Annotated in this window: 16 protein-coding genes; 8 read left to right on the top strand and 8 right to left on the bottom strand. The window is 67.3% G+C overall.

What is annotated here, in order from left to right:
• Positions 1-115 precede the first annotated feature (115 nt).
• On the top strand, positions 116-1,033 hold the full coding sequence (locus tag BLQ58_RS05960; RefSeq protein ID WP_092595455.1) for a glutamate/aspartate ABC transporter substrate-binding protein: 918 nt from the start codon (positions 116-118) through the stop codon (positions 1,031-1,033).
• Positions 1,034-1,039: 6 nt separating this feature from the next.
• Here BLQ58_RS05960 and BLQ58_RS05955 read toward each other — a convergent pair whose 3' ends face one another.
• Positions 1,040-1,945, bottom strand: a complete 906-nt coding sequence (locus BLQ58_RS05955; RefSeq protein WP_092595453.1) for a MurR/RpiR family transcriptional regulator — start codon at positions 1,943-1,945, stop codon at positions 1,040-1,042.
• A 183-nt stretch (positions 1,946-2,128) separates the two neighbouring features.
• Between BLQ58_RS05955 and BLQ58_RS05950 the strand changes: the two genes are divergently transcribed.
• From BLQ58_RS05950 to BLQ58_RS05940, 3 genes are all read left to right on the top strand, one after another.
• Positions 2,129-3,454, top strand: a complete 1,326-nt coding sequence (locus BLQ58_RS05950; protein WP_092595451.1) for an aspartate aminotransferase family protein — start codon at positions 2,129-2,131, stop codon at positions 3,452-3,454.
• A 10-nt stretch (positions 3,455-3,464) separates the two neighbouring features.
• Positions 3,465-4,310: a beta-keto acid cleavage family enzyme gene (locus BLQ58_RS05945; RefSeq protein WP_254775815.1), complete on the top strand. Its 846-nt coding sequence runs from the start codon at positions 3,465-3,467 to the stop codon at positions 4,308-4,310.
• A gap of 82 nt (positions 4,311-4,392) precedes the next feature.
• The gene (locus tag BLQ58_RS05940) at positions 4,393-5,592 is read left to right on the top strand and encodes a pyridoxal phosphate-dependent aminotransferase (RefSeq protein ID WP_092595449.1); all 1,200 of its coding nucleotides are present in this window, start codon (positions 4,393-4,395) and stop codon (positions 5,590-5,592) included.
• A gap of 21 nt (positions 5,593-5,613) precedes the next feature.
• On the opposite strand, the gene BLQ58_RS05935 is transcribed toward BLQ58_RS05940, so the two are convergent.
• Genes BLQ58_RS05935 through BLQ58_RS05915 form a run of 5 tightly spaced genes read right to left on the bottom strand, consistent with a single transcriptional unit; the run spans position 5,614 to position 10,997 of the window.
• Positions 5,614-7,098 (bottom strand): efflux transporter outer membrane subunit, encoded by a 1,485-nt coding sequence (locus BLQ58_RS05935; protein ID WP_092595447.1) that lies wholly within the window; start codon positions 7,096-7,098, stop codon positions 5,614-5,616.
• Positions 7,099-7,114: 16 nt separating this feature from the next.
• Positions 7,115-8,293 (bottom strand): ABC transporter permease, encoded by a 1,179-nt coding sequence (locus tag BLQ58_RS05930; protein ID WP_175459840.1) that lies wholly within the window; start codon positions 8,291-8,293, stop codon positions 7,115-7,117.
• Entirely contained in the window at positions 8,290-9,333 is a 1,044-nt protein-coding gene (locus BLQ58_RS05925) for an ABC transporter ATP-binding protein (protein WP_092595445.1), read from the bottom strand. Before BLQ58_RS05925 ends, BLQ58_RS05930 begins: the two co-directional genes overlap by 4 nt.
• A complete protein-coding gene (locus tag BLQ58_RS05920) occupies positions 9,330-10,298 on the bottom strand; it encodes an HlyD family secretion protein (RefSeq protein ID WP_092595443.1) in 969 nt (322 codons plus the stop codon). Before BLQ58_RS05920 ends, BLQ58_RS05925 begins: the two co-directional genes overlap by 4 nt.
• Before the next feature lie 24 nt (positions 10,299-10,322).
• A complete protein-coding gene (locus BLQ58_RS05915; RefSeq protein ID WP_092595441.1) occupies positions 10,323-10,997 on the bottom strand; it encodes a TetR/AcrR family transcriptional regulator in 675 nt (224 codons plus the stop codon).
• A gap of 250 nt (positions 10,998-11,247) precedes the next feature.
• Here BLQ58_RS05915 and BLQ58_RS05910 point away from each other — a divergent pair, with 250 nt between their 5' ends.
• Positions 11,248-12,678, top strand: a complete 1,431-nt coding sequence (locus BLQ58_RS05910) for a carbohydrate porin (RefSeq protein WP_254775814.1) — start codon at positions 11,248-11,250, stop codon at positions 12,676-12,678.
• Between the two features lie 33 nt (positions 12,679-12,711).
• On the opposite strand, the gene queF is transcribed toward BLQ58_RS05910, so the two are convergent.
• Together queF and ilvA are read right to left on the bottom strand one after the other, a co-directional pair.
• Positions 12,712-13,545 carry an NADPH-dependent 7-cyano-7-deazaguanine reductase QueF gene (gene queF, locus BLQ58_RS05905; RefSeq protein WP_092595439.1) on the bottom strand — a complete coding sequence of 278 codons (834 nt, stop codon included), beginning with the start codon at positions 13,543-13,545 and terminating at the stop codon, positions 12,712-12,714.
• A gap of 8 nt (positions 13,546-13,553) precedes the next feature.
• Positions 13,554-15,089, bottom strand: coding sequence for a threonine ammonia-lyase, biosynthetic (ilvA, locus tag BLQ58_RS05900; RefSeq protein ID WP_092595437.1), 1,536 nt, complete (start codon positions 15,087-15,089; stop codon positions 13,554-13,556).
• A 189-nt stretch (positions 15,090-15,278) separates the two neighbouring features.
• On the opposite strand from ilvA, the gene otsB reads away from it, so the two are divergent.
• The 3 genes from otsB (at position 15,279) to BLQ58_RS05885 (ending at position 19,367) form a co-directional block, all read left to right on the top strand.
• Complete coding sequence (otsB, locus tag BLQ58_RS05895; RefSeq protein ID WP_092595435.1) at positions 15,279-16,079, top strand: trehalose-phosphatase; 801 nt, start codon at positions 15,279-15,281, stop codon at positions 16,077-16,079.
• 104 nt (positions 16,080-16,183) lie between these two features.
• Positions 16,184-17,941 carry a glycoside hydrolase family 15 protein gene (locus BLQ58_RS05890; RefSeq protein ID WP_254775823.1) on the top strand — a complete coding sequence of 586 codons (1,758 nt, stop codon included), beginning with the start codon at positions 16,184-16,186 and terminating at the stop codon, positions 17,939-17,941.
• Positions 17,942-17,972: 31 nt separating this feature from the next.
• Positions 17,973-19,367, top strand: coding sequence for an alpha,alpha-trehalose-phosphate synthase (UDP-forming) (locus BLQ58_RS05885; RefSeq protein WP_092595433.1), 1,395 nt, complete (start codon positions 17,973-17,975; stop codon positions 19,365-19,367).
• The last annotated feature ends 13 nt before the right edge of the window (positions 19,368-19,380 follow it).

Below are 19,380 nucleotides of genomic sequence, written 5' to 3'. Positions count from 1 at the left end.
GCATGCCCGACTTCGGGGAAAATCCATTTGTTTCATGGTTATCCATGATGGAACACTTGTTGCTCAATGACTAGCATTGCAACAGCTGACGCTTTCATTCAACAGGAGTGTTTCCATGACCCAGTCCTTCCCGATCCGTGCCGCGGTGCTGCTGGCCGCGTTCAGTGGCGCCGGTTCGGCGCTGGCCGCCGACGCAGCGGCGGTGGCCGCCAGCCCGACGCTCAGCAAGATCAAGTCGTCCAATACGATCTCGATCGGGCACCGCACGTCATCGATCCCGTTCTCGTATTACGACGCCAACCAGAAAGTGATCGGGTTTGCCCAGGACATCTGCGACCGCGTCGTCGATGCCGTCAAGAAGGAAACCGGTTCGCCGAACCTGCAGGTCCGCATGGTCCCCGTGACATCGCAAAATCGCCAATCGCTGGTGCAGAACGGCACGGTGGACCTGGAATGCGGCGTCACGACCAACCTGAAGTCGCGCCAGCAGCAGGTGGCGTTCTCGACCACTTACTTCGTGGCCGGCACCCGGCTGCTGGTCAAGAAGGGCAGTCCGGTCCACGACTTCCCCGACCTGGCCGGCAAGTCCGTGGTGACGAATGCGGGCACGACGTCGGAGCGCATCCTGCGCCGGCTCAACGACGAAAAGGGCGCCAACATGACGATCCAGAGCGCCAAGGACTATGGCGAATCGTTCCTGATCCTGCAGTCCGGCCGCGTGGCGGCGTTCATGATGGACGACGTGCTGCTGTCCGGCGCGCGTACGCTGGCTCCCAGGCCAGACGACTGGGCCGTGGTCGGCACCCCGCAGTCCTTCGAGGCCTACGGCTTCATGATGCGCCGCGACGACCCCGGCTTCAAACAGGTGGTCGACAACGCCATGACCGGCCTGATGCGCAGCGGCGAGATCAACACGCTCTACGCCAAGTGGTTCCAGAAGCCGGTGCCGCCGAAGAACATCTCGTTCGACCTGCCGCAGAGCGAGCAGATCAAGAAGGCGTATGCAAATCCGAACGACGAGGCGTTCGAGTAAGGTGGGTTAGCGCCCCGCCGGCAAATAAGCCCCCGTGCGATGAAGCTGCCCCTCGGTCTGCTCCAGCGCGCGGATCGCCCCCTTGCCTTTCCGGGCCAGCAGTTGTTCGACCAGCGCCTCCACCATCGTCACGCCGGATGTAATCGACGGGAAGAACGATGGGCTGTCGATGGCGAACAGCAGCGTGCAGTCGGCCTCCAGGGCAATCGGGGCCACGGTGCTGTCGGTCAGGGCGATGACCTTGCAGCCGGCTTCGCGCGCGGCCTGGGCCACGCGCAGGCTTTCGTGCGAGTAGGGCGCGAAGCCGGCGACCAGCACGGCGTCGCGGGCGTTGAGCGCGCGCAGTTCCATTTCCAGCGTGCCGGCGTCGCCGCGGATCAGTCGCACCGAGCTGCGGAACAGCCCGTAGATGTAGTGGAACGTGAACGCGATCGGAAAGCACGAGCGGAAGCCGGCCACGTGCACGATGGGCGCGGCGGCCAGCAGGTCGGCGGCGCGGGGCAGGGTGTCGGCATTGTTGGCCAGCAGGGCGTCGAGGTTGTGGTGCTGCACCTCGATCATCTCGGCCAGCATCTTGCCAGGGCCGCTGGTCTTGTCCGAATCCTTGACCACCTTGCGCGCGCGCCGCGCGTACGGCTGGCTGCCGCCCTCGCGCACGGCTGTCACGAACAGCTCGCGCAGCCCCTGCCAACCCTCGAATCCCAGTGACTGCGACAGGCGCACCAGTGTCGCCGGCTGCACGCCGGCATTGGCAGCCACCTTGCGCATGGACTGGATGGCGATGTCGCGCGGGTGGTCCAGCAGATAGCGCGCGCCGCCCTGGAACTGGACGCTGAGATGCGGAAATTCCGTACGCAGTTGTTCGAGCAGGGCGTCGAGCGATTCGGGAGGGCTGGGCTGGTCGGCGGACATCGATGTGATGAAAAAGCGGAGTTTGCAACGATTGTTGCATAGGTCGCCGGCCGGTGTCGGCGGAATTGCGGGAATCGTATGTTTCGCGAAGCGGCGCCAATGAAACAGTTGTTGCGTTAACGGTGTGTTGTTCCTATACTGGCTACCTGTTTCGCGCGCCACGCGCTTTCCTGCACGCCGACCATGACGCACGTCTTCCATCGCAATCCCAAGCAAACCTTGCCTGTCGCCGTTGGCGGCAAGGGTATCGAGCTGTTCGACAGCAACGGCCGCGCCTACCTGGATGCCTCGGGCGGGGCGGCGGTGTCGTGCCTGGGTCACGGCCATCCGCGCGTGATCGAGGCGATCAAGCAGCAGGTGGATACGCTGGCCTATGCCCACACGTCGTTCTTCACCACCGAGGTGTCGGAAACGCTGGCGCAGACGCTGGCCGATGCGGCGCCGGGCGATCTGAACCACGTGTATTTCGTGTCGGGCGGTTCCGAGGCCGTTGAGGCCGCGCTGAAGCTGGCGCGGCAGTATTTCGTCGAGACTGGCCAGACGCAGCGCCGCCATTTCATCGCGCGGCGCCAGAGCTATCACGGCAACACGCTGGGTGCGCTGGCCATTGGCGGCAACGCCTGGCGCCGCGAGCCGTTCCTGCCGCTGCTGGTGCCCGCGCACCATGTGTCGCCGTGCTATGCCTATCGCGACCAGGCCGCCGGTGAGACCGACGTGCAATATGCGCAGCGCCTGGCCGACGAGCTGGAAGCCAAGATCCTGGAACTGGGGCCCGATTCGGTGGCCGGCTTCGTGGCCGAGACCGTGGTCGGGGCCACGGCCGGTGCGGTGCCGCCGGTGGCGGACTACCTCAAGCGCATCCGCGCTGTGTGCGACAAGTACGGCGTGCTGCTGATCCTGGACGAGGTGATGTCCGGCATGGGCCGCACCGGCTACCTGTTCGCCTGCGAGGAAGACGGCGTGGTGCCCGATATCGTGACCATCGCCAAGGGCCTGGGCGCGGGCTACCAGCCGATCGGCGCGATGATGTCGACCGCGCGCATCTACGATGCCATCGTCGGCGGCAGCGGCTTCTTCCAGCACGGACATACCTATATCGGCCACGCCACCGCGTGCGCGGCTGCGCTGGCCGTGCAGCGCACGATTGCCGGGGACAGGCTGCTCGACAACGTGCTGGCGCGTGGCGAACAGTTGCGAGCACGGTTGCGCGAGGCGCTGGGCGGCCATCCGAACCTGGGCGACGTGCGAGGCCGCGGGCTGTTCGTCGGCGTGGAGTTCGTGGCCGACCGCGCCACCAAGGCCACGCTCGATCCGGCGAAGAAGACCCACGCGGTGCTCAAGCGCACCTGCATGGAGAATGGCCTGCTGGTCTACCCGATGGGTGGCACGGTCGATGGCATCCATGGCGACCACGTGCTGTTCGCGCCGCCGTTCATCTGCACGCCGGCCGATATCGACAACATCGTCGACCGCTTCGTGCAGTCGGTGAACACCGTGCTGCCGGCCTGAGGAACGACGCATGACGATCGATACCCTGCGCCGTCCCTTCGCCCTTGCCGTGGCGCCCAACGGCGCGCGCAAGACCCACGCGGACCACGCCCGGCTGCCCATCGCCCCCGACGAACTGGCGCAGTGCGCACGGGATTGCGTGGAGGCCGGTGCGGCAATGATCCACCTGCACGTACGCAAGGCCGACGCGTCGCACAGCCTCGAAGTTGCGGACTACGAGCCCGCCATCGCCGCCGTGCGCAAGGCCGTCGGCCAGCATCTGGTGCTGCAGTTGACCACCGAAGCGGTGGGTATCTACCAGCCGGCCCAGCAGATCGCGATGGTGCAGGCGCTGCGGCCGGAGGCTGCGTCGGTGGCGGTGCGCGAACTGGTGCCCGACGATGCGGCGCTGCCGGCGGCCGCGGCGTTCTTCCAGTGGATGCATCGCGAGCACGTGGTGGCGCAGTACATCCTCTACGATGCCGACGACGTGCGTCGCTATGCCGCGTTGCGGGCCAGCGGCGCCATTCCGTCCGGCCGGCACTGGGTGCTGTTCGTGCTGGGCCGCTACTCGGCCGGCCAGAAGTCGTCGCCCGCGGACCTGCTGCCGTTCCTGGCCGCATGGCACGACGTGGGGCTGGAGCAGAGCGGCGTCGAATGGGCGGTTTGCGCGTTCGGCAAGCAGGAAGCCGATTGCGCGGCGGCGGCCGTGATGCTGGGCGGGCATGCGCGCATCGGCTTCGAGAACAACATGACGTTGCCCGACGGCAGCACGGCGCCCGACAACGCCGGGCTGCTGCGTGCGGTGCGTACGCCGCTGAACAGTCTCGGCTATGCGGCGATGACGGCCGACGACCTGCGCGCCCGCTTCGCGTAATCCCCAGTGCATGCCCGCCGGCAGGCCCGGCGGGATTCCGGTACGCTAGGCGCTTCATCCGCTTTTCGTTCCAGGAGTGCCGATGTCCGCCAGCCCGTCTCGCCTGCCTTCTTCCAACGAAGCCGTGCCGCTGGCACGGGACATCGTCCACGGCCTGCGCGCCTCGCGCATCCGTGAGGTGGCCAACGCGGGCATCGGCCTGCCGGATGTCATGCCGTTCTGGTTCGGCGAGTCGGATCAGGTGACTCCGGCTTTTATCCGCGACGCCGCCGCCCAGGCGCTGGCCGGCGGCGCCACGTTCTACACGCACAACCTGGGCATCGCGCCGCTGCGGGCCGCGCTGTCCGACTACGTGACGCGGCTGCACGGCGCCACGCCGGTCGACAATATCGCCGTGACCAGCGCCGGCGTCAACGCACTGATGCTGGCCGCCCAGCTGGTGGCCGGCCCGGGCGACCGCGTGGTCTGCGTCACGCCGCTCTGGCCCAACCTGGTGGAAATCCCGCGCATCCTCGGCGCCACCGTGGACACCGTATCGCTCGACTTCGGCGACGATGGCTGGACACTCGATATCGACCGCCTGTTGCGTGCCCTGACGCCCGGTACGCGGGCGGTGATGATCAACTCGCCGAACAACCCTACGGGCTGGGTCATGCCGCGCGCCCAGCAGCAGGCCGTGCTGGACCACTGCCGCCGCCACGGCATCTGGATCATCGCCGACGAGGTCTACGAACGGCTGTACTACGGCAGCGAAGGCGGCAACGCGCCGTCCTTCCTCGATATCGCCAGCCGTGACGAACGCGTGATCGCGGTGAACTCGTTTTCCAAGGCGTGGCTGATGACGGGCTGGCGGCTGGGCTGGATGGTGCTGCCCGCATCGTTGATGGACGACCTGGGCAAGCTGATCGAATACAACACGTCGTGCGCGCCGTCGTTCGTGCAGGAGGCCGGCATCGTGGCCGTGCGGCAGGGCGAGGCGTTCACGCAAGACCTGGTGCAGCGGCTGCGCACGTCGCGCGATCATCTGGTTGGCGCGCTAGCCAGCCTGCCGGGCGTGGAAGCGCACGCGCCAGACGGCGCCATGTACGTGTTCTTCCGGCTCGCCGGCGCCGCGGACAGCTTGGCGCTCTGCAAACGCCTGGTGCGCGAGGCGCACCTCGGGCTGGCCCCCGGCAGCGCGTTCGGCGACGAGGGCGAGGGCTTTGTCAGATGGTGCTACGCGTGCGATGTGGCGCGGCTGGATGAGGGGGTGAGGCGGTTGCGCGCGTATCTACGGTCATAGCGCTTCCGGTACCGACACCCTCTATTTCAGGCTCCCCACCGTCGCCTCTTCCCCCCACCACCCACCCCCCAGCGCCTGCATCAGCGCCGCCGAATCGGCCAGTCTTGCCGCGCGGGCCTGCGACAGGTCGAGCGCGGCCTGGCGGGCCTGGCTTTCGGCGTCGATCACCGTGAACTGGCTCACGCCGCCCAGCCGGTATTGTTCGCTGACGATGGCCAGCGTGTCGCGCGTTTGCCGGGCGTTGTGGGCGCGGGCCTGCAGGGTGCCGGCGTCGGCGTCGAGGGCGCGCAGCGTGTCGGCCACGTTTTGCAGCCCCTGCAGCACGGCCTGCTGGTACGCGCCCAGCGATTGCTCGTAGGCCGCTTCCTTGGCGCGCTTCTGCGCGCGTAGTTCGCCGCCGTGGAACACCGGCTGCACCACGCCGGCGGCCAGGCTCCAGACGTTCATGCTGCTGAACAGGTCGCGGGCGCGCATCTGCTGGGTGCCGCCGCTGGCCGTCAGCGTGATCTGCGGATAGAGGTTGGCCGTGGCCACGCCGATGTCGGCGGATGCCTGGTGCAGCAGCGCCTCGGCCGCGCGGATGTCGGGGCGGCGCCGTGCCAGCTCGCCCGGCAGGCTGACTGGGAGCGTCTCGGGCAGGTGCAGGTCCTCGAGCCGGAACTCGGGCAGTTGCGCGCTGGCCGGGGTCTGTCCGGTGTAGACGGCCAGCTGGTGGCGTGCGGCATCGAGCTGTTGCGACAACGCGGGCACCAGCGCCTGCGTCTGCGCCAGTTCGGATTGTTGCCGCTGTACGTCCACACGGGCCACGCCGCCTGCCTTGAGCCGCTGCTGCATGATGCCAAGCTGGCGCTGCTGCGCTTCGGCGATGGCCACCGTATCGGCCAGTTGCGCACGCAGCCCGGCTTCGCGGATCGCCGTGGTGGCCACGTTCGCGGCCAGCGACAGGCGGGCCGCCTCCAGTTCGTAGCGTTGATAGTCGACCGCGGCGCGCAGGCCTTCGAGTTCGCGCCGCTGCCCGCCGAACAGATCCAGCGCGTAGGACACCTGCACGCTGGCGTTGTAGAGCGTGAACGGGCCGGGGCTCGGAAACTGGGTGATGCCGACGGAGGTCAGGTCCACCTGCTGGCGGGTGGCGCTGAGCTTGGCATCGACCTGCGGGAACTGCGTGGCCCCGGAGCGCGCGGCCAGGTTCTCCTGGGCCTCGCGCAGTCGGGCGCGCGCCTGCGTCAGCGTGGGGCTGCCGGCCAGCGCCATGCGTATCGTCTCGTCGAGCTGTGGATTGCCGAACAGCGACCACCATTGCGCGGGCACATCGCCGGGCTGCAGCGTTTGCGTCGGGAAGCCCTCGGCCGGCATCTGCAGCGGCTGCGGGCCGGCGGTGTATCGCGCGTCGGTGGGCGCGTCGGGGCTGTGGAAGTCGGGGCCTACCGCACAACCGCCGACGAGCAGCGCGGAGAGCGAGGCGACCGAGGCGACCGAGGCGAGCAGGGTGGGGAACGTACGCATGGCGGGGCTCCGCTTGTCAGTCCAGCGTGCGCTTGTAGAAGCGCACGGCGATACCCATGACGATGACCGTGAACAGCGCCACGGGCCAGACGTTGGGCCAGAGTTCGGTCCAGCCGCTGCCCTTGAGCATGATGCTGCGGACCATCCGGTTGAAATAGGTCATCGGCAGCACGTTGCCGATCCACTGCGCCCACACCGGCATGCCGGCGAACGGGAACATGAAGCCAGACAGCAGGATGTTCGGCAGGAAGTAGAAGAACGTCAGCTGCACCGCCTGCAGCTGGTTGCTGGCCAGCGACGACAGGGTGATGCCCACCGTCAGGTTGGCCGCGATGAACAGCAGCGTGGCCAGGTACACCGCCAGCACCGAGCCCAGGAACGGCACCGAGAACACGTAGTGCGCGGCCAGCACGATGATGGTGGCCTGGATCAGGCCGATGAAGATGTACGGGACGATCTTGCCGGAGATCACCTCGATGGGCTGCACCGGCGTGGCCAGCAGGTTTTCCATCGTGCCGCGCTCGCGTTCGCGCGTCATGGCCAGCCCCGTCATCATGACCATCGTCATCGTCAGGATGGTGCCCATCAGCCCCGGCACGATGTTGTACTGGGTGATGCCCTCGGGGTTGTACAGGCGATGCACGTTCACGTCGAAGGCCGGTTTGCCGCCGGCCAGTGGCGCCAGCGCGCCCTTGAGGTCGATGCGCGCGACCGTATCCGGCAACTGCGCCAGCGCCGAGATGGCCGGGCCCGTGGCGGACGGGTCGGTGGCATCGGCTTCCACCAGGATCTGGGGACGGTCGCCATGCAGCAGCCGCCGCGAGAAGTCGTGCGGGATGTTGACCACGAACTGCACGTCGCCCCGCAGCAGCGCCTCGCGGCCCGCGGTCTCGTCGGGCATCGTGCGAACCACCCGGAAGTACGTGGTGTTTTCCATCGCCGCGATGAACGTGCGCGAGAAATCGCTGTGCTCGGCAACGATTACCGCCGTGGGCATGTGGCGCGGATCGCTGTTGATGGCGAAGCCGAACAGCAGCAGTTGCACGATCGGCAGGGCCACGATCATGCCGAACGTGATGCGGTCGCGGCGCAACTGCAGGAATTCCTTCAGCACGATGCTCCACCATCGCTGCAACGAGAACGATGTGTGCGTCGGCCGCGAAGGATTGCGGGCAGGCGGGCGCGCGGCGCTCATGGCGCGTCCTTGCGGCCGTGCGCGGCCTTGTTTTGCGGCGGGGCGGCCATGTTGTCCTGCGCGCCGCCCATCATGTGGATGAACACGTCCTCCAGGCTGGTTTCGGTCTGCAACAGGCGGTGGTGGGCGCCCGCGTATTGCCTGAGCGTCCGCTCAAGCTGGTCGGCGTCCTTGCCGGTCACATGCAGTGCGGTGCCGAATGCCACGGTCTGGTCCACGCCAGGCTTGCCCTGCAGTTGCTCGGACAGTTCGGCAAGGTTGTCGCCCTCGACGCTCCACGTGCTCAGGTGCTGGCTGGCAACGACTTCATCCGACGTGCCCTGCGCCAGCAGCGTGCCGTAGGCGATATAGGCCAGCTTGTGGCAGCGTTCGGCTTCGTCCATGTAGTGCGTGCTGACCAGCACCGAGATGCCGCGCGCCGCCAACTGGTGCAGCTGTTCCCAGAAGTCGCGGCGCGCCTTGGGATCGACGCCGGCGGTCGGTTCGTCGAGCAGCAGCAGTTGCGGCTCGTGCAGCAGGCATGCGGCCAGCGCCAGCCGCTGCTTCCAGCCGCCGGACAGCGAGCCGGCCAGTTGTTCGGCGCGCGACTGCAGGCCCAGGTCTTCCAGCGCGCGCGCCACCACGTCCTTGCGGTTGGGCATGTCATAGACGCGGGCGACGAAGTCGAGGTTCTCGCGGATCGACAGGTCTTCCCAGTACGAGAACCGCTGCGTCATGTAGCCCACGTTGCGCTTGATGTCGACCGCCTGCTTGAGGATGTCGTAGCCCAGGCAGGTGCCGGAGCCGGAATCGGGCGTCAGCAGCCCGCACATCATGCGGATCGAGGTGGTCTTGCCGCTGCCGTTCGGGCCGAGGAAGCCGAAGATCTCGCCGCGCGCCACCTGCATGGTCAGGTTGTTCACCACGTGCTTGTCGCCGAAGTGCTTGTTCAGGTCGTGCACGTCGATGACGAGTTCGCCGTTGCGGCGGCCGTTGGCGTCGGTCTTCCCGTTGCCGTTCCCCTGGTCAGGTTCCGGCCTGCTGCGGGGCTGCGTGTTCATGATTGCGTCACCTCGACCGGCTGGCCCGGGCGCAGCTTCGGCGCGTCGGCGGCGCTGGGTCTGGCCTCGATCAGGAACACCAGCTTGCGCCGCGTTTCGTTGCTGTAGATGACGGGCGGCGTGTATTCGGCCTCGTTGGACACATAGGTGATCTTGGCACCCACCGGGGCCGCGCAGCCATCGCAATGGATCGTGATGGCCTGGCCGTTCTTCAGCGATCCCACCACGGCCTCGGGCACGTAGAACCGCACCTTGACGTTGCCCGGCGGCAGCATGCGCACCACGGCGCTGCCCGCCGGCACCCATTCGCCGGGGCGGAACGGCACGTCGTAGACCAGTCCGGACACTGTCGCATTGACCGATTTGCGCGACAGCTTCCACTCTGCCTGGGCCAGCGCGGCGCGCGCGGCTTCCACCTGGGCTGACTGGGCGGCCAGCTGGTCCTTGCGGCCGGGCAGGCGGGCCACGTCGATATCGCGCTGCAGTTCGCGCACCCGGGCGGCATCGGCGTCGGCCGTGGCGCGGCTTTCGTCAAGCTGCGCCTTCGAGATGCCGCCGATGTCGAACTGCGCCTCGTCGCGCTTGCGCTGGGCGGCACTGCGTCCGGCCTGCGCCTGGGCCTGCACCAGTTGCGCCTGATTGACGGCCACTTCCACGGGGCGCTTGCCGGTCTGGATATCGGCCAGTTGGGCCTCCGCCACGCGCACCTGTTCGGCGGCCTGCTGGCGCGCGGCGCGTTCGTCATCGGATTCCAGTACGAACAGCGGCGCGCCGTTGCTGACCTGCTGGCCGCGATCGACCGACAGCGTTTCGAGCCGGCCCGCGAATGGCGAGGCCACGGCAACGAATTCGCCTTCGACGTAGCCCTGCCAGGTGGGCGTCTTGTCTTTGCTGCAGGCAGCCAGCATGGGCAAAGACATGGCGGCCAGCAGCAGGGGCCAGGTGCGGGTGGGGACGGGAAGCATCGTGCGGGCTCCGGGATACGAGGTTCAGGCGGGGGCATCGGGCGGCACGGACAGCCCGTGACCCAGCAGGGCGGTAACGTGGCGCACCAGCGTGTCGGTGTCGATGTCGGCGGCGCCGGGCAGCGCGCGCCAGATATGCGTGGTGGCCAGCGGCAGCAGTGTCAGGCCGATCAGCGACACCATCACCAGCGCCGGCGCCAGGCCGGGGTTGAGCTGGCCCTGCGCATGGGCGGCCGCCAGCGGGCTGGCGATCAGATGCGCGCGCTGTAGGGCCACCCGCTGCAGCAGGCGCTCGCGCAGTTGGCCCTCGATGCCGACGATCTCGCGGATCCACAACCCCGGAAACCATGGCGTGGCCGATGCCGTGCGGATCAGTTGCTCCGCCAGCGCCTGGATGCGGGCGATGGGGTCCGGCGGGCCAGCCTGCAGCGTGCCGAACACGCGCTCGATCAGCGGTTGGAGCCGTTCCTCGAAGATCGCGTCAAGCAGCGTGTCGCGGTCGCGAAAGTAGTAATGCACCAGCGCCGGCGTGACCCCGGCTTCCGCGGCGATGGCTTTGGTCGAGGTGGCCGCCACGCCATGGCGGGCGAACAGCGTGACAGCGGCATCGATCAGGTGGTCGCGCTGGCCGGCATCGGATGCCTGCGCCGCAGGGCGGCCGGGACGGCGCGGGGGATCGGTCGGTGGGCGTGCGGGCATCGAAACAGTCCGGAGACATCGGATGAGCCAGAAAAGGGGCCCGGCTTCCGATCCATATTAATTTTCGAATTAATTAATACAAGGCCGGTTACAACGTCGGCTTTGCGCCACCGCAAAGCGTTGATGACACAAGCGTGGGCGGAATGCTGCGCCGCAACAAAATAAGGTAGACATGTCATGTCTGCTTGGCTATGCTCGCGCCTGTCCAGAAGGGTGCCCGTGGGTGGTGCATCCGCATCCCGGGTTTCCTATGCAGCGTTTCCGTTTCCTGGCCGCCGTGCTGCGGCCGCGCCCGCGCTTTGTCCGTCAGCTTGCCGCCTGGATGGTGGCGAGTACGGCGCTGCCGTGGGCGGCGCACGCGCAGGAAACGACGCCCGCGGACGTCCCGGCCGCCAATGCGCCCGCCGCGCCGGCCGCCGGCGTGCCGCTTGTGAACGATATGGAGAGCCCGTTCGCGTTCCACGGGCAGACCACCTATATCTGGCAGCGCAAGCCTGCGTTCAGCGCGCCCTATTCGGGCGAGAACAGCCTGACGCCGAACCGCGCCAAGAGTTATTCGTTTACCGCCACGTTCGACCTGGGCCTGCGGCTGTGGAAGGGGGCCGAGTTCCACCTCAACCCCGAGGTGGCGCAGGGCGTGCCGTTTTCCGATCTGCACGGCATGGGCGGCCTGTCCAATGGCGAACTGGCCAAGACGGCCAGCACGAGTCCGAAGGTCTATCGGGCCCGCGCCTTTATCCGTCAGTACTGGGGCATGGGCGGCGGCGATGAAACGCTGGACTCCGATTTCAACCAGTTCGCACGCACGGTGGACAAGCAGCGGCTGGTACTGACCGCCGGCAACTTCGGCGTGATCGACGTGTTCGACCAGAACCCGTATGGGTCCGACCCCCGCACCCAGTTCATGAACTGGTCGTTCATGACGCATGGCTCGTGGGACTATCCCGCCGACTCGCGCGGCTATAACTGGGGCGCGGCGCTCGAATACATCGGCGACGGCTGGTCTGCGCGCGTGGGCCATTTCCTGCAGCCGGTCGAGTCGAACGGGCGCGAGCTGGATACCCGGCTGTTCAAGCACTATGGCCAGATGCTGGAGCTGGAAAAGCGTTACACCATTGCGGATCGGCCCGGCCAGGCGCGCCTGCTGCTATGGCGGAACAAGGCGCGCATGGGCGCGTTCAACGACGCCCTCGCGTTCGGTCAGGCCAACGGCGTGACGCCCGATGTGGGCGATGTGCGCCGCGAGCACAGCAAGTGGGGTGTCGGGGTGGCCTTCCTGCAGGAAGTGGCCGACGACGCCGGCGTGTTCCTGCGTGCCAACTGGTCCGACGACAAGACCGAGACCTATGCCTTTACCGAAATCGGCCGGCAGGTATCGGCCGGCGGCACGATGAAGGGCGCGCGCTGGGGTCGCCCCAAGGACGAGGTGGGGCTGGCCGTGGCCGTGAACATGCTGGGATCGGGACATCGCAACTACCTGGCCGCCGGCGGCCTGGGAGCCTTCCTGGGCGATGGCGCGCTGCGCTACGGGCCCGAGCAGATCGTGGAGATCTACTACAGCGTGGCGGTGTGGAAGACGCTGACGCTGAGCCCGGATTTCCAGTTCGTGCGCAACCCGGGCTACAACCGCGACCGCGGGCCGGCCAGATTCATCGGCATCCGCGCGCACGCGGAGTTCTGACGAACCGGCCCGGCCGGCTTCGGGCCGGCAGCCTTACTGCCGCGCGTTGCGCCGGTTGTCCGGCCAAGGCGTGTTGAAGTTGGTGCGGAACGGGTTGATGTCCAGCCCGCCGCGGCGTGTATAGCGGGCGTAGACGGCCAGCTTCACCGGCTTGCACATGCGCATCACGTCGGTAAAGATCCGCTCCACGCACTGCTCGTGAAATTCATTGTGATTGCGGAACGAGATCAGGTACTTGAGCAGCCCTTCCTGGTCGATCGGTGCGCCCACATAGCGGATCTGCACGCTGCCCCAGTCGGGCTGCCCGGTCACCAGGCAGTTCGACTTCAGCAGGTGCGACACCAGCGATTCCTCCACCGGCGATTCGTCCTGGTCGGCCTTGAGCAGCGTCGGATCGGGTTCGTAGACGTCGGTCTCGATGTCCAGGCGGTCCAGCAGCAGGCCGTCCAGTTCGCCCATCTTCTGCGTGCCCAGGTCCGATTCGGTCACCAGCCGCACCTGCACCGTGCCGCCCGTGGCGTCGGACAGGTCGTGTTGCAGCAACTGCTGCAGCGCCTCGGCCGACGCGAGCTTGCTCTGGTTGAACGAGTTCAGGTACAGCTTGAACGACTTCGACTCGACGATGTTCGGCGTGTCGGCCGGAATGATGAAGGTGGCCAGCGCCACCTGGGGCTTGCCCTTGAGGTTCAGCCACGACACCTCGTAGGCGTTCCAGATATCGACGCCGAAGAACGGCAGGGCCTTGCCTTCGGGCAGGCCGATCTCGGTGCGCTTGGGCTGGCGCGGAATCGGGAACAGCAGTGTCGGGTCGTATTCGGTCTTGTAGGCCGAGGGCTTGCCCAGCGGCGAGTGCTCAGGAAGCGTCATGATCGGTCTCAGGACAGGAACAGCTTGTAGACGGGGTTGTCGGTCTCGTCCCAGTGTACGTAACCGAGCGTGGAAAGGAACGTGCGGAATTCGCGTTTTTCGTTCCTGGGCACCTGGATGCCGACCAGGATGTTCGACGTGTCCGCACCCTGGTTCCGGTAGTGGAACAGGCTGATGTTCCAGTTCGGGCTCATGCTCGACAGGAACCGCATCAGCGCGCCCGGGCGCTCCGGGAATTCGAAGCGGTACAGCAGTTCGTCCTGCGCCAGCGGCGAATGGCCGCCCACCATGTAGCGGATGTGCTGCTTGGCCAGTTCGTCGTTGGACAGGTCCAGCGTGTCGAAGCCATGGCGGCGGAAGTTGGCGGCGATCTTGTCGCTTTCCGCGCGGCTGGCGATCTGTACGCCCACGAAGATGTGCGCCACGCCGGTATCGGCGATACGGTAGTTGAATTCCGTCACGCTGCGGGTGCCGACCTGTTCGCAGAAGCGTTTGAAGCTGCCGCGTTCCTCGGGGATGGTGACCGCGAAGATGGCCTCGCGGGCCTCGCCCACCTCGGCACGCTCGGCCACGAAGCGCAGCCGGTCGAAGTTCATGTTCGCGCCGCAGGCGATGGCCACCAGGTGCTGGCCCTTCAGCTTCTCGCGCTCGGCATAGGCCTTCAGGCCCGCCACGGCCAGCGCGCCGGCCGGCTCCAGGATACTGCGCGTGTCCTGGAACACATCCTTCAGGCCCGCGCAGATCGCATCGGTATCCACCAGGATGATGTCGTCCACCAGCTCGCGCGTGATGCGGAAGGTCTCCTTGCCGACCAGCTTCACGGCGGTACCGTCCGAGAACAGGCCCACGTCCTTCAGTTCCACGCGCTTGCCGGCGTCCACCGAACGCTTCATCGCGTCGGAATCCAGCGTCTGCACGCCGATCACCTTGATGTCCGGGCGCACGGCCTTCACGTAGCTGGCGATGCCCGAAATCAGGCCGCCGCCGCCGATGGCGACGAAGATCGCGTGGATCGGGCCCGGGTGCTGGCGCAGGATCTCCATGGCGATGGTGCCCTGGCCGGCGATGACATCGGGGTCGTCGAACGGGTGGATGAAGGTGAGCTTGTGCTTCTTTTCCAGTTCGGCCGCGTGCAGGTAGGCGTCGCTGTACGAATCGCCATGCAGCACCACCTGCACCCACTCGCCGCCGCGCTCGCGCACAGCGTCGATCTTCACCTGCGGCGTGGTGGTCGGCATGCAGATCATGGCCTTGCACTGCAGCCGGGCGGCGGACAGCGCCACGCCCTGGGCATGGTTGCCGGCCGACGCGGCGATCACGCCGCGCTTGAGATCCTCGGGGCGCAGCGACGCCATCTTGTTGTACGCCCCCCGCAACTTGAACGAGAACACCGGCTGGGTGTCCTCGCGCTTGAACCAGACCGCATTGTTGGTGCGCGCCGACAGCGCGGGGGCGTAGGTCAGTTCGGTCTCCTGGGCCACGTCGTACACCTTGGCGGTCAGGATCTTCTTCAAATAGTCGGGCTTGGCGGGGGTGCGGGTCATGGTCTGCGGGGCGCCACGCTGGCCGTGGCAAAAAAAGCCGGAAAAATCGGCGGAAACCGCCAATGATAATGGATGGCGCACATGCGGGCCCCGGCAGCGTGTGTTGGCGCCCCAGGTGCCGCAAGGGCCACTGTTGTAGGACAGCGCCCGGTGGACGCTCGTCAAATCGGCGTGCTACGGTTTCACGCGATGCCCCCCCTACCACTCATCGAACCCAACACCGCGTTGTTCCTGGACTTCGACGGGACGCTGGCCGACCTTGCGCCACGCCCCGACCTGGTGCAGGTGGAGCCCGAGCTGGTTGGCACGCTGCGTGCGCTGCACACCTGCCTGGACGGCGCGCTGGCCATCGTCTCCGGACGTCCCGTGGACGAACTCGACTATTTCCTGCAACCGCTGCGCTTGCCGGCCGCCGGCGTGCATGGCGCCGAATTCCGCCATGGTGCCGAGAGCATCGTGCGGCCGCCCGCGCCAGGCATCGGTCCTTTGCTGCCGAAGCTGGAGGCGCTGGTGCTCAAGCACCCCGGCCTGCAGCTGGAACGCAAGTCGGTGGCCGTGGCCATCCACTACCGCCAGGTGCCGGAACTGGAACCGCTGGTGCGTGCCGCCGTGGCCGATGTGCTGCGCGATGCGGTCGGGCTCGACGCGCTGCCCGGCAAGATGGTCATCGAGATCAAGCCGGCCGGCGTGGACAAGGGCGGGGCGATTGCCACGTTCATGCGCTCGGCGCCGTTTGCCGGCCGCTTGCCGCTGTTTGCCGGTGACGACGTGACCGACGAGGCCGGCTTCACGGTGGTGCGCGAACTCGGCGGCGTGGGTCTGCTGGTGGGCCAGCGGGCCACGGCGGCGTCGGTCAGCGTGCCTGCGCCCGCCGTCCTGCGCGAATGGCTGCATCGCTCCGCGCACGCGCTCACCCATCTGATGGCGCGCCGCGACGAACCGGCCGATCCCCTCTCATCCCCATCGCCTGCAAGGGAGGAACCGTTGTGAGTGACCCTGCCAACTTCAACCCCGCCATTGCCACCGAGGCGCCGGCGGTCAATACGGATTCGGACAGCTCCTGCCGCCAGGCCGATCCGTCGCTGTCGCTCGGCATGATCGGCAACTGCGCGTTCTCGGCGCTGGTCGATGGCCGCGGCCGCATCGTCTGGTGCTGCATGCCGCGCTTCGACGGCGATCCCGTCTTCAATGCGCTGCTCGATACCAGCGAGAACGCCGGCCACTTCAATATCGAGATCGAGGACTTCCAGGAGGCCACGCAATGGTATGAGCCGAACACGGCCGTCCTGCGCACGCGGCTGATCGACCAGCACGGCAACTGCCTGGAGATCACCGACTTCTGCCCGCGCTTCTTCCGGCTGGGCCGCTACTTCCGGCCGTTGACGCTGGTGCGGCGCATCCGCCCGATCCGGGGGGCGCCGCGCGTGCGCGTGACGGTGGCGCCGCGCTTCAACTGGGGCCGCATCCAGCCGCAAGTCACGCGCGGCAGCAGCCACGCGCGTTTTGTCGGCGACGACATGACGCTGCGGCTGACCACCGACGCGCCGCTGGCCTACGTGCTGTCGAAAACGCCCTTCCTGGTCACGCGCAGCTACAACTTCATCCTCGGCCCCGACGAAACGCTCACGCACGGGGTGGACGACATCGCCCGCGACTTCGAGCAGGAAACCACCTCGTACTGGCGGCTCTGGAGCCGCCGGCTGGCCGTGCCGCGCGAATGGCAGGACGCGGTGATCCGCGCCGCCATCACGCTGAAGATGTCGCTCTACGAGGAAACCGGCGCGATCGTGGCGGCGATGACCACCAGCATCCCCGAGGCGCCCGGCAGCGGCCGCAACTGGGACTACCGCTTCTGCTGGCTGCGCGACGCGTTCTTCGTGGTGCGGGCGCTGAACAGCCTGTCCGAAGTCGGAACGATGGAGGACTACCTGCGCTGGCTGTCCAACGTGGTGATGCAGTCGCAGGACGGGCATATCCAGCCGCTCTACGGCATCGGGCTCGAGCGCGAACTGCCGGAAAGCATCCTCGATCATCTGGGCGGCTACCGCGGCATGGGGCCGGTGCGCGTGGGCAACCAGGCGCAGGAGCACTTCCAGCACGATGTCTATGGCAACGTGGTGCTGGCCGCCGCGCAGGCCTTTCACGACCACCGCCTGCTCTATCGCGGCGGCCCCGCCGAATTCCGGCGGCTGGAAGACGTGGGCGAGCAGGCCGTGCGCGTGTTCGGCACCCCCGACGCGGGCATGTGGGAACTGCGCACGCGCGCCCGCATCCACACGTCGTCGGCGCTGATGAGCTGGGTGGCGTGCGACCGCCTGGCCAAGATCGCCGTAAAGCTCGAGCAGCCCGCGCGGGCCGCCTACTGGCACGACCATGCCAGCCACATGAAGCAGCGCATCCTGGACGAATCGTGGAACGAGAAGCGCCAGGCGTTCGCGGAAAGCTTCGGCGGCAAGGAACTGGACGCCAGCGTGCTGCTGATGGCCGAAGTCAATTTCATCGATCCCAAGGACCCGCGCTTCGTGTCGACGGTGAAGGCGCTGGAAGAATCGTTGTGCGACGGGCCGTACATGCGGCGCTACGAGGCACCTGACGATTTCGGCAAGCCCGAGACCGCCTTCAACATCTGCACTTTCTGGCGCATCGACGCGCTGGCGCGCATCGGGCGGCGCGAGGAGGCGCGCGAGATTTTCGAGGCCATGCTGGCCGCACGCAATCCGCTGGGATTGCTGTCGGAAGACACACACCCGGTCACCGGAGAGATGTGGGGCAACTTCCCGCAGACCTATTCGATGGTCGGCCTGATCAACGGTGCCATGCGGCTGTCGGCACCCTGGGACACCGTGATCTGAAGAAGGGATTGGCAACAACAACAAGCGATATATGGGCAGACTAGTAGCGGTATCGAACCGGGTCGCGGACCCCCGCAACCACGCGGCGGGCGGGCTGGCCGTGGCACTTTCCGAGGCGCTCAACAAGACGGGCGGCCTCTGGTTCGGCTGGAGCGGCAAGGTACTGGAAACCGCGCAGGGCGGCACGCCGGGCGAAGGCGAGGTGCACCAGGTGCAGGCGGGCAACGTGACGCTGGCCACCGTGGACCTGTGCCGCGAAGATCATGACGCGTACTACCTCGGCTACAGCAACGGCGTGCTCTGGCCGGTGCTGCACTACCGCGTGGACCTGGCGGACTTCGACGCCGGCGGCAATCTCAACGCCTACCGCCGCGTGAACCAGCTGTTCGCGCGCAAGTTGGCGCCGCTGCTGAAACCCGACGACGTGATCTGGATCCACGACTATCACCTGATCCCGCTGGCGGCCGAGCTGCGCGCCATCGGCTGCGGCCAGCGCATCGGGTTCTTCCTGCACGTGCCGCTGCCGCCGCCGCTGATCCTGGCGGCCATCCCGCAGCACGAATGGCTGATGCGCGCGCTGTTCGCCTACGATCTGCTCGGCTTCCAGAGCCAGGCGGACCTGGACCATTTCTCGCGCTACGTGCAGGGCGAGGCCGGGGCGGAGCCGATGGGCGAATACCGCTTCCGCGCGTTCCACCGCACCGTGCGCGCGCAGGCGTTTCCGATTGGCATCGATGTCGACGAGTTTGCCGAACTCGGACGCGGCAATGAGGCCGTGGAAACCTACGAGATGATGCGCGGCCAGTATGCGCGGCGCCGGCTGCTGCTCGGTATCGACCGGCTCGACTATTCGAAGGGCCTGCCGCAGCGGCTCAAGGCGTACCAGACGCTGCTGGCCGAGTATCCCGAGAACCGGTCAAGTGCCACGCTGATCCAGATTGCCGCGCCATCGCGCGAATCGGTGGATGCCTATGCCGACCTGCGCCGCGAGATGGAAGGTATCACCGGCGCCATCAACAGCGAATACGGCGAGCTGGACTGGATGCCGGTGCGCTACATCCATCGGTCCACGTCGCGCCGGCGCTTGCCGGGCCTGTGCCGCGCCAGCTGCGTGGCGCTGGTCACCCCGTTGCGCGATGGCATGAACCTGGTGGCCAAGGAATACATCGCCGCACAGGATCCCGACGATCCGGGCGTGCTGGTGCTGTCGCGCTTTGCCGGCGCCGCCGAGCAGCTGAAGGAGGCGCTGCTGGTGAATCCCTACGATACCCGCGCCACGGCGCAGGCGATCCAGCAGGCGCTGCACATGCCGCTGTCGGAACGCCGTGCCCGGCACCAGAAGCTGCTGGAACGCATCCGCCAGCAGGACGTGCACTGGTGGAGCAGCGAGTACCTGCGGGCGCTGATGGAGACGGAGGGGGGCTGATGGCCCGGAACGT

Source organism: Ralstonia sp. 25mfcol4.1 (genome assembly GCF_900104095.1).
Taxonomy (GTDB): Bacteria; Pseudomonadota; Gammaproteobacteria; order Burkholderiales; family Burkholderiaceae; genus Cupriavidus.
Note: the sequence above shows the minus strand (reverse complement) of the source record. Positions and strands in the feature narration are given on the sequence as shown.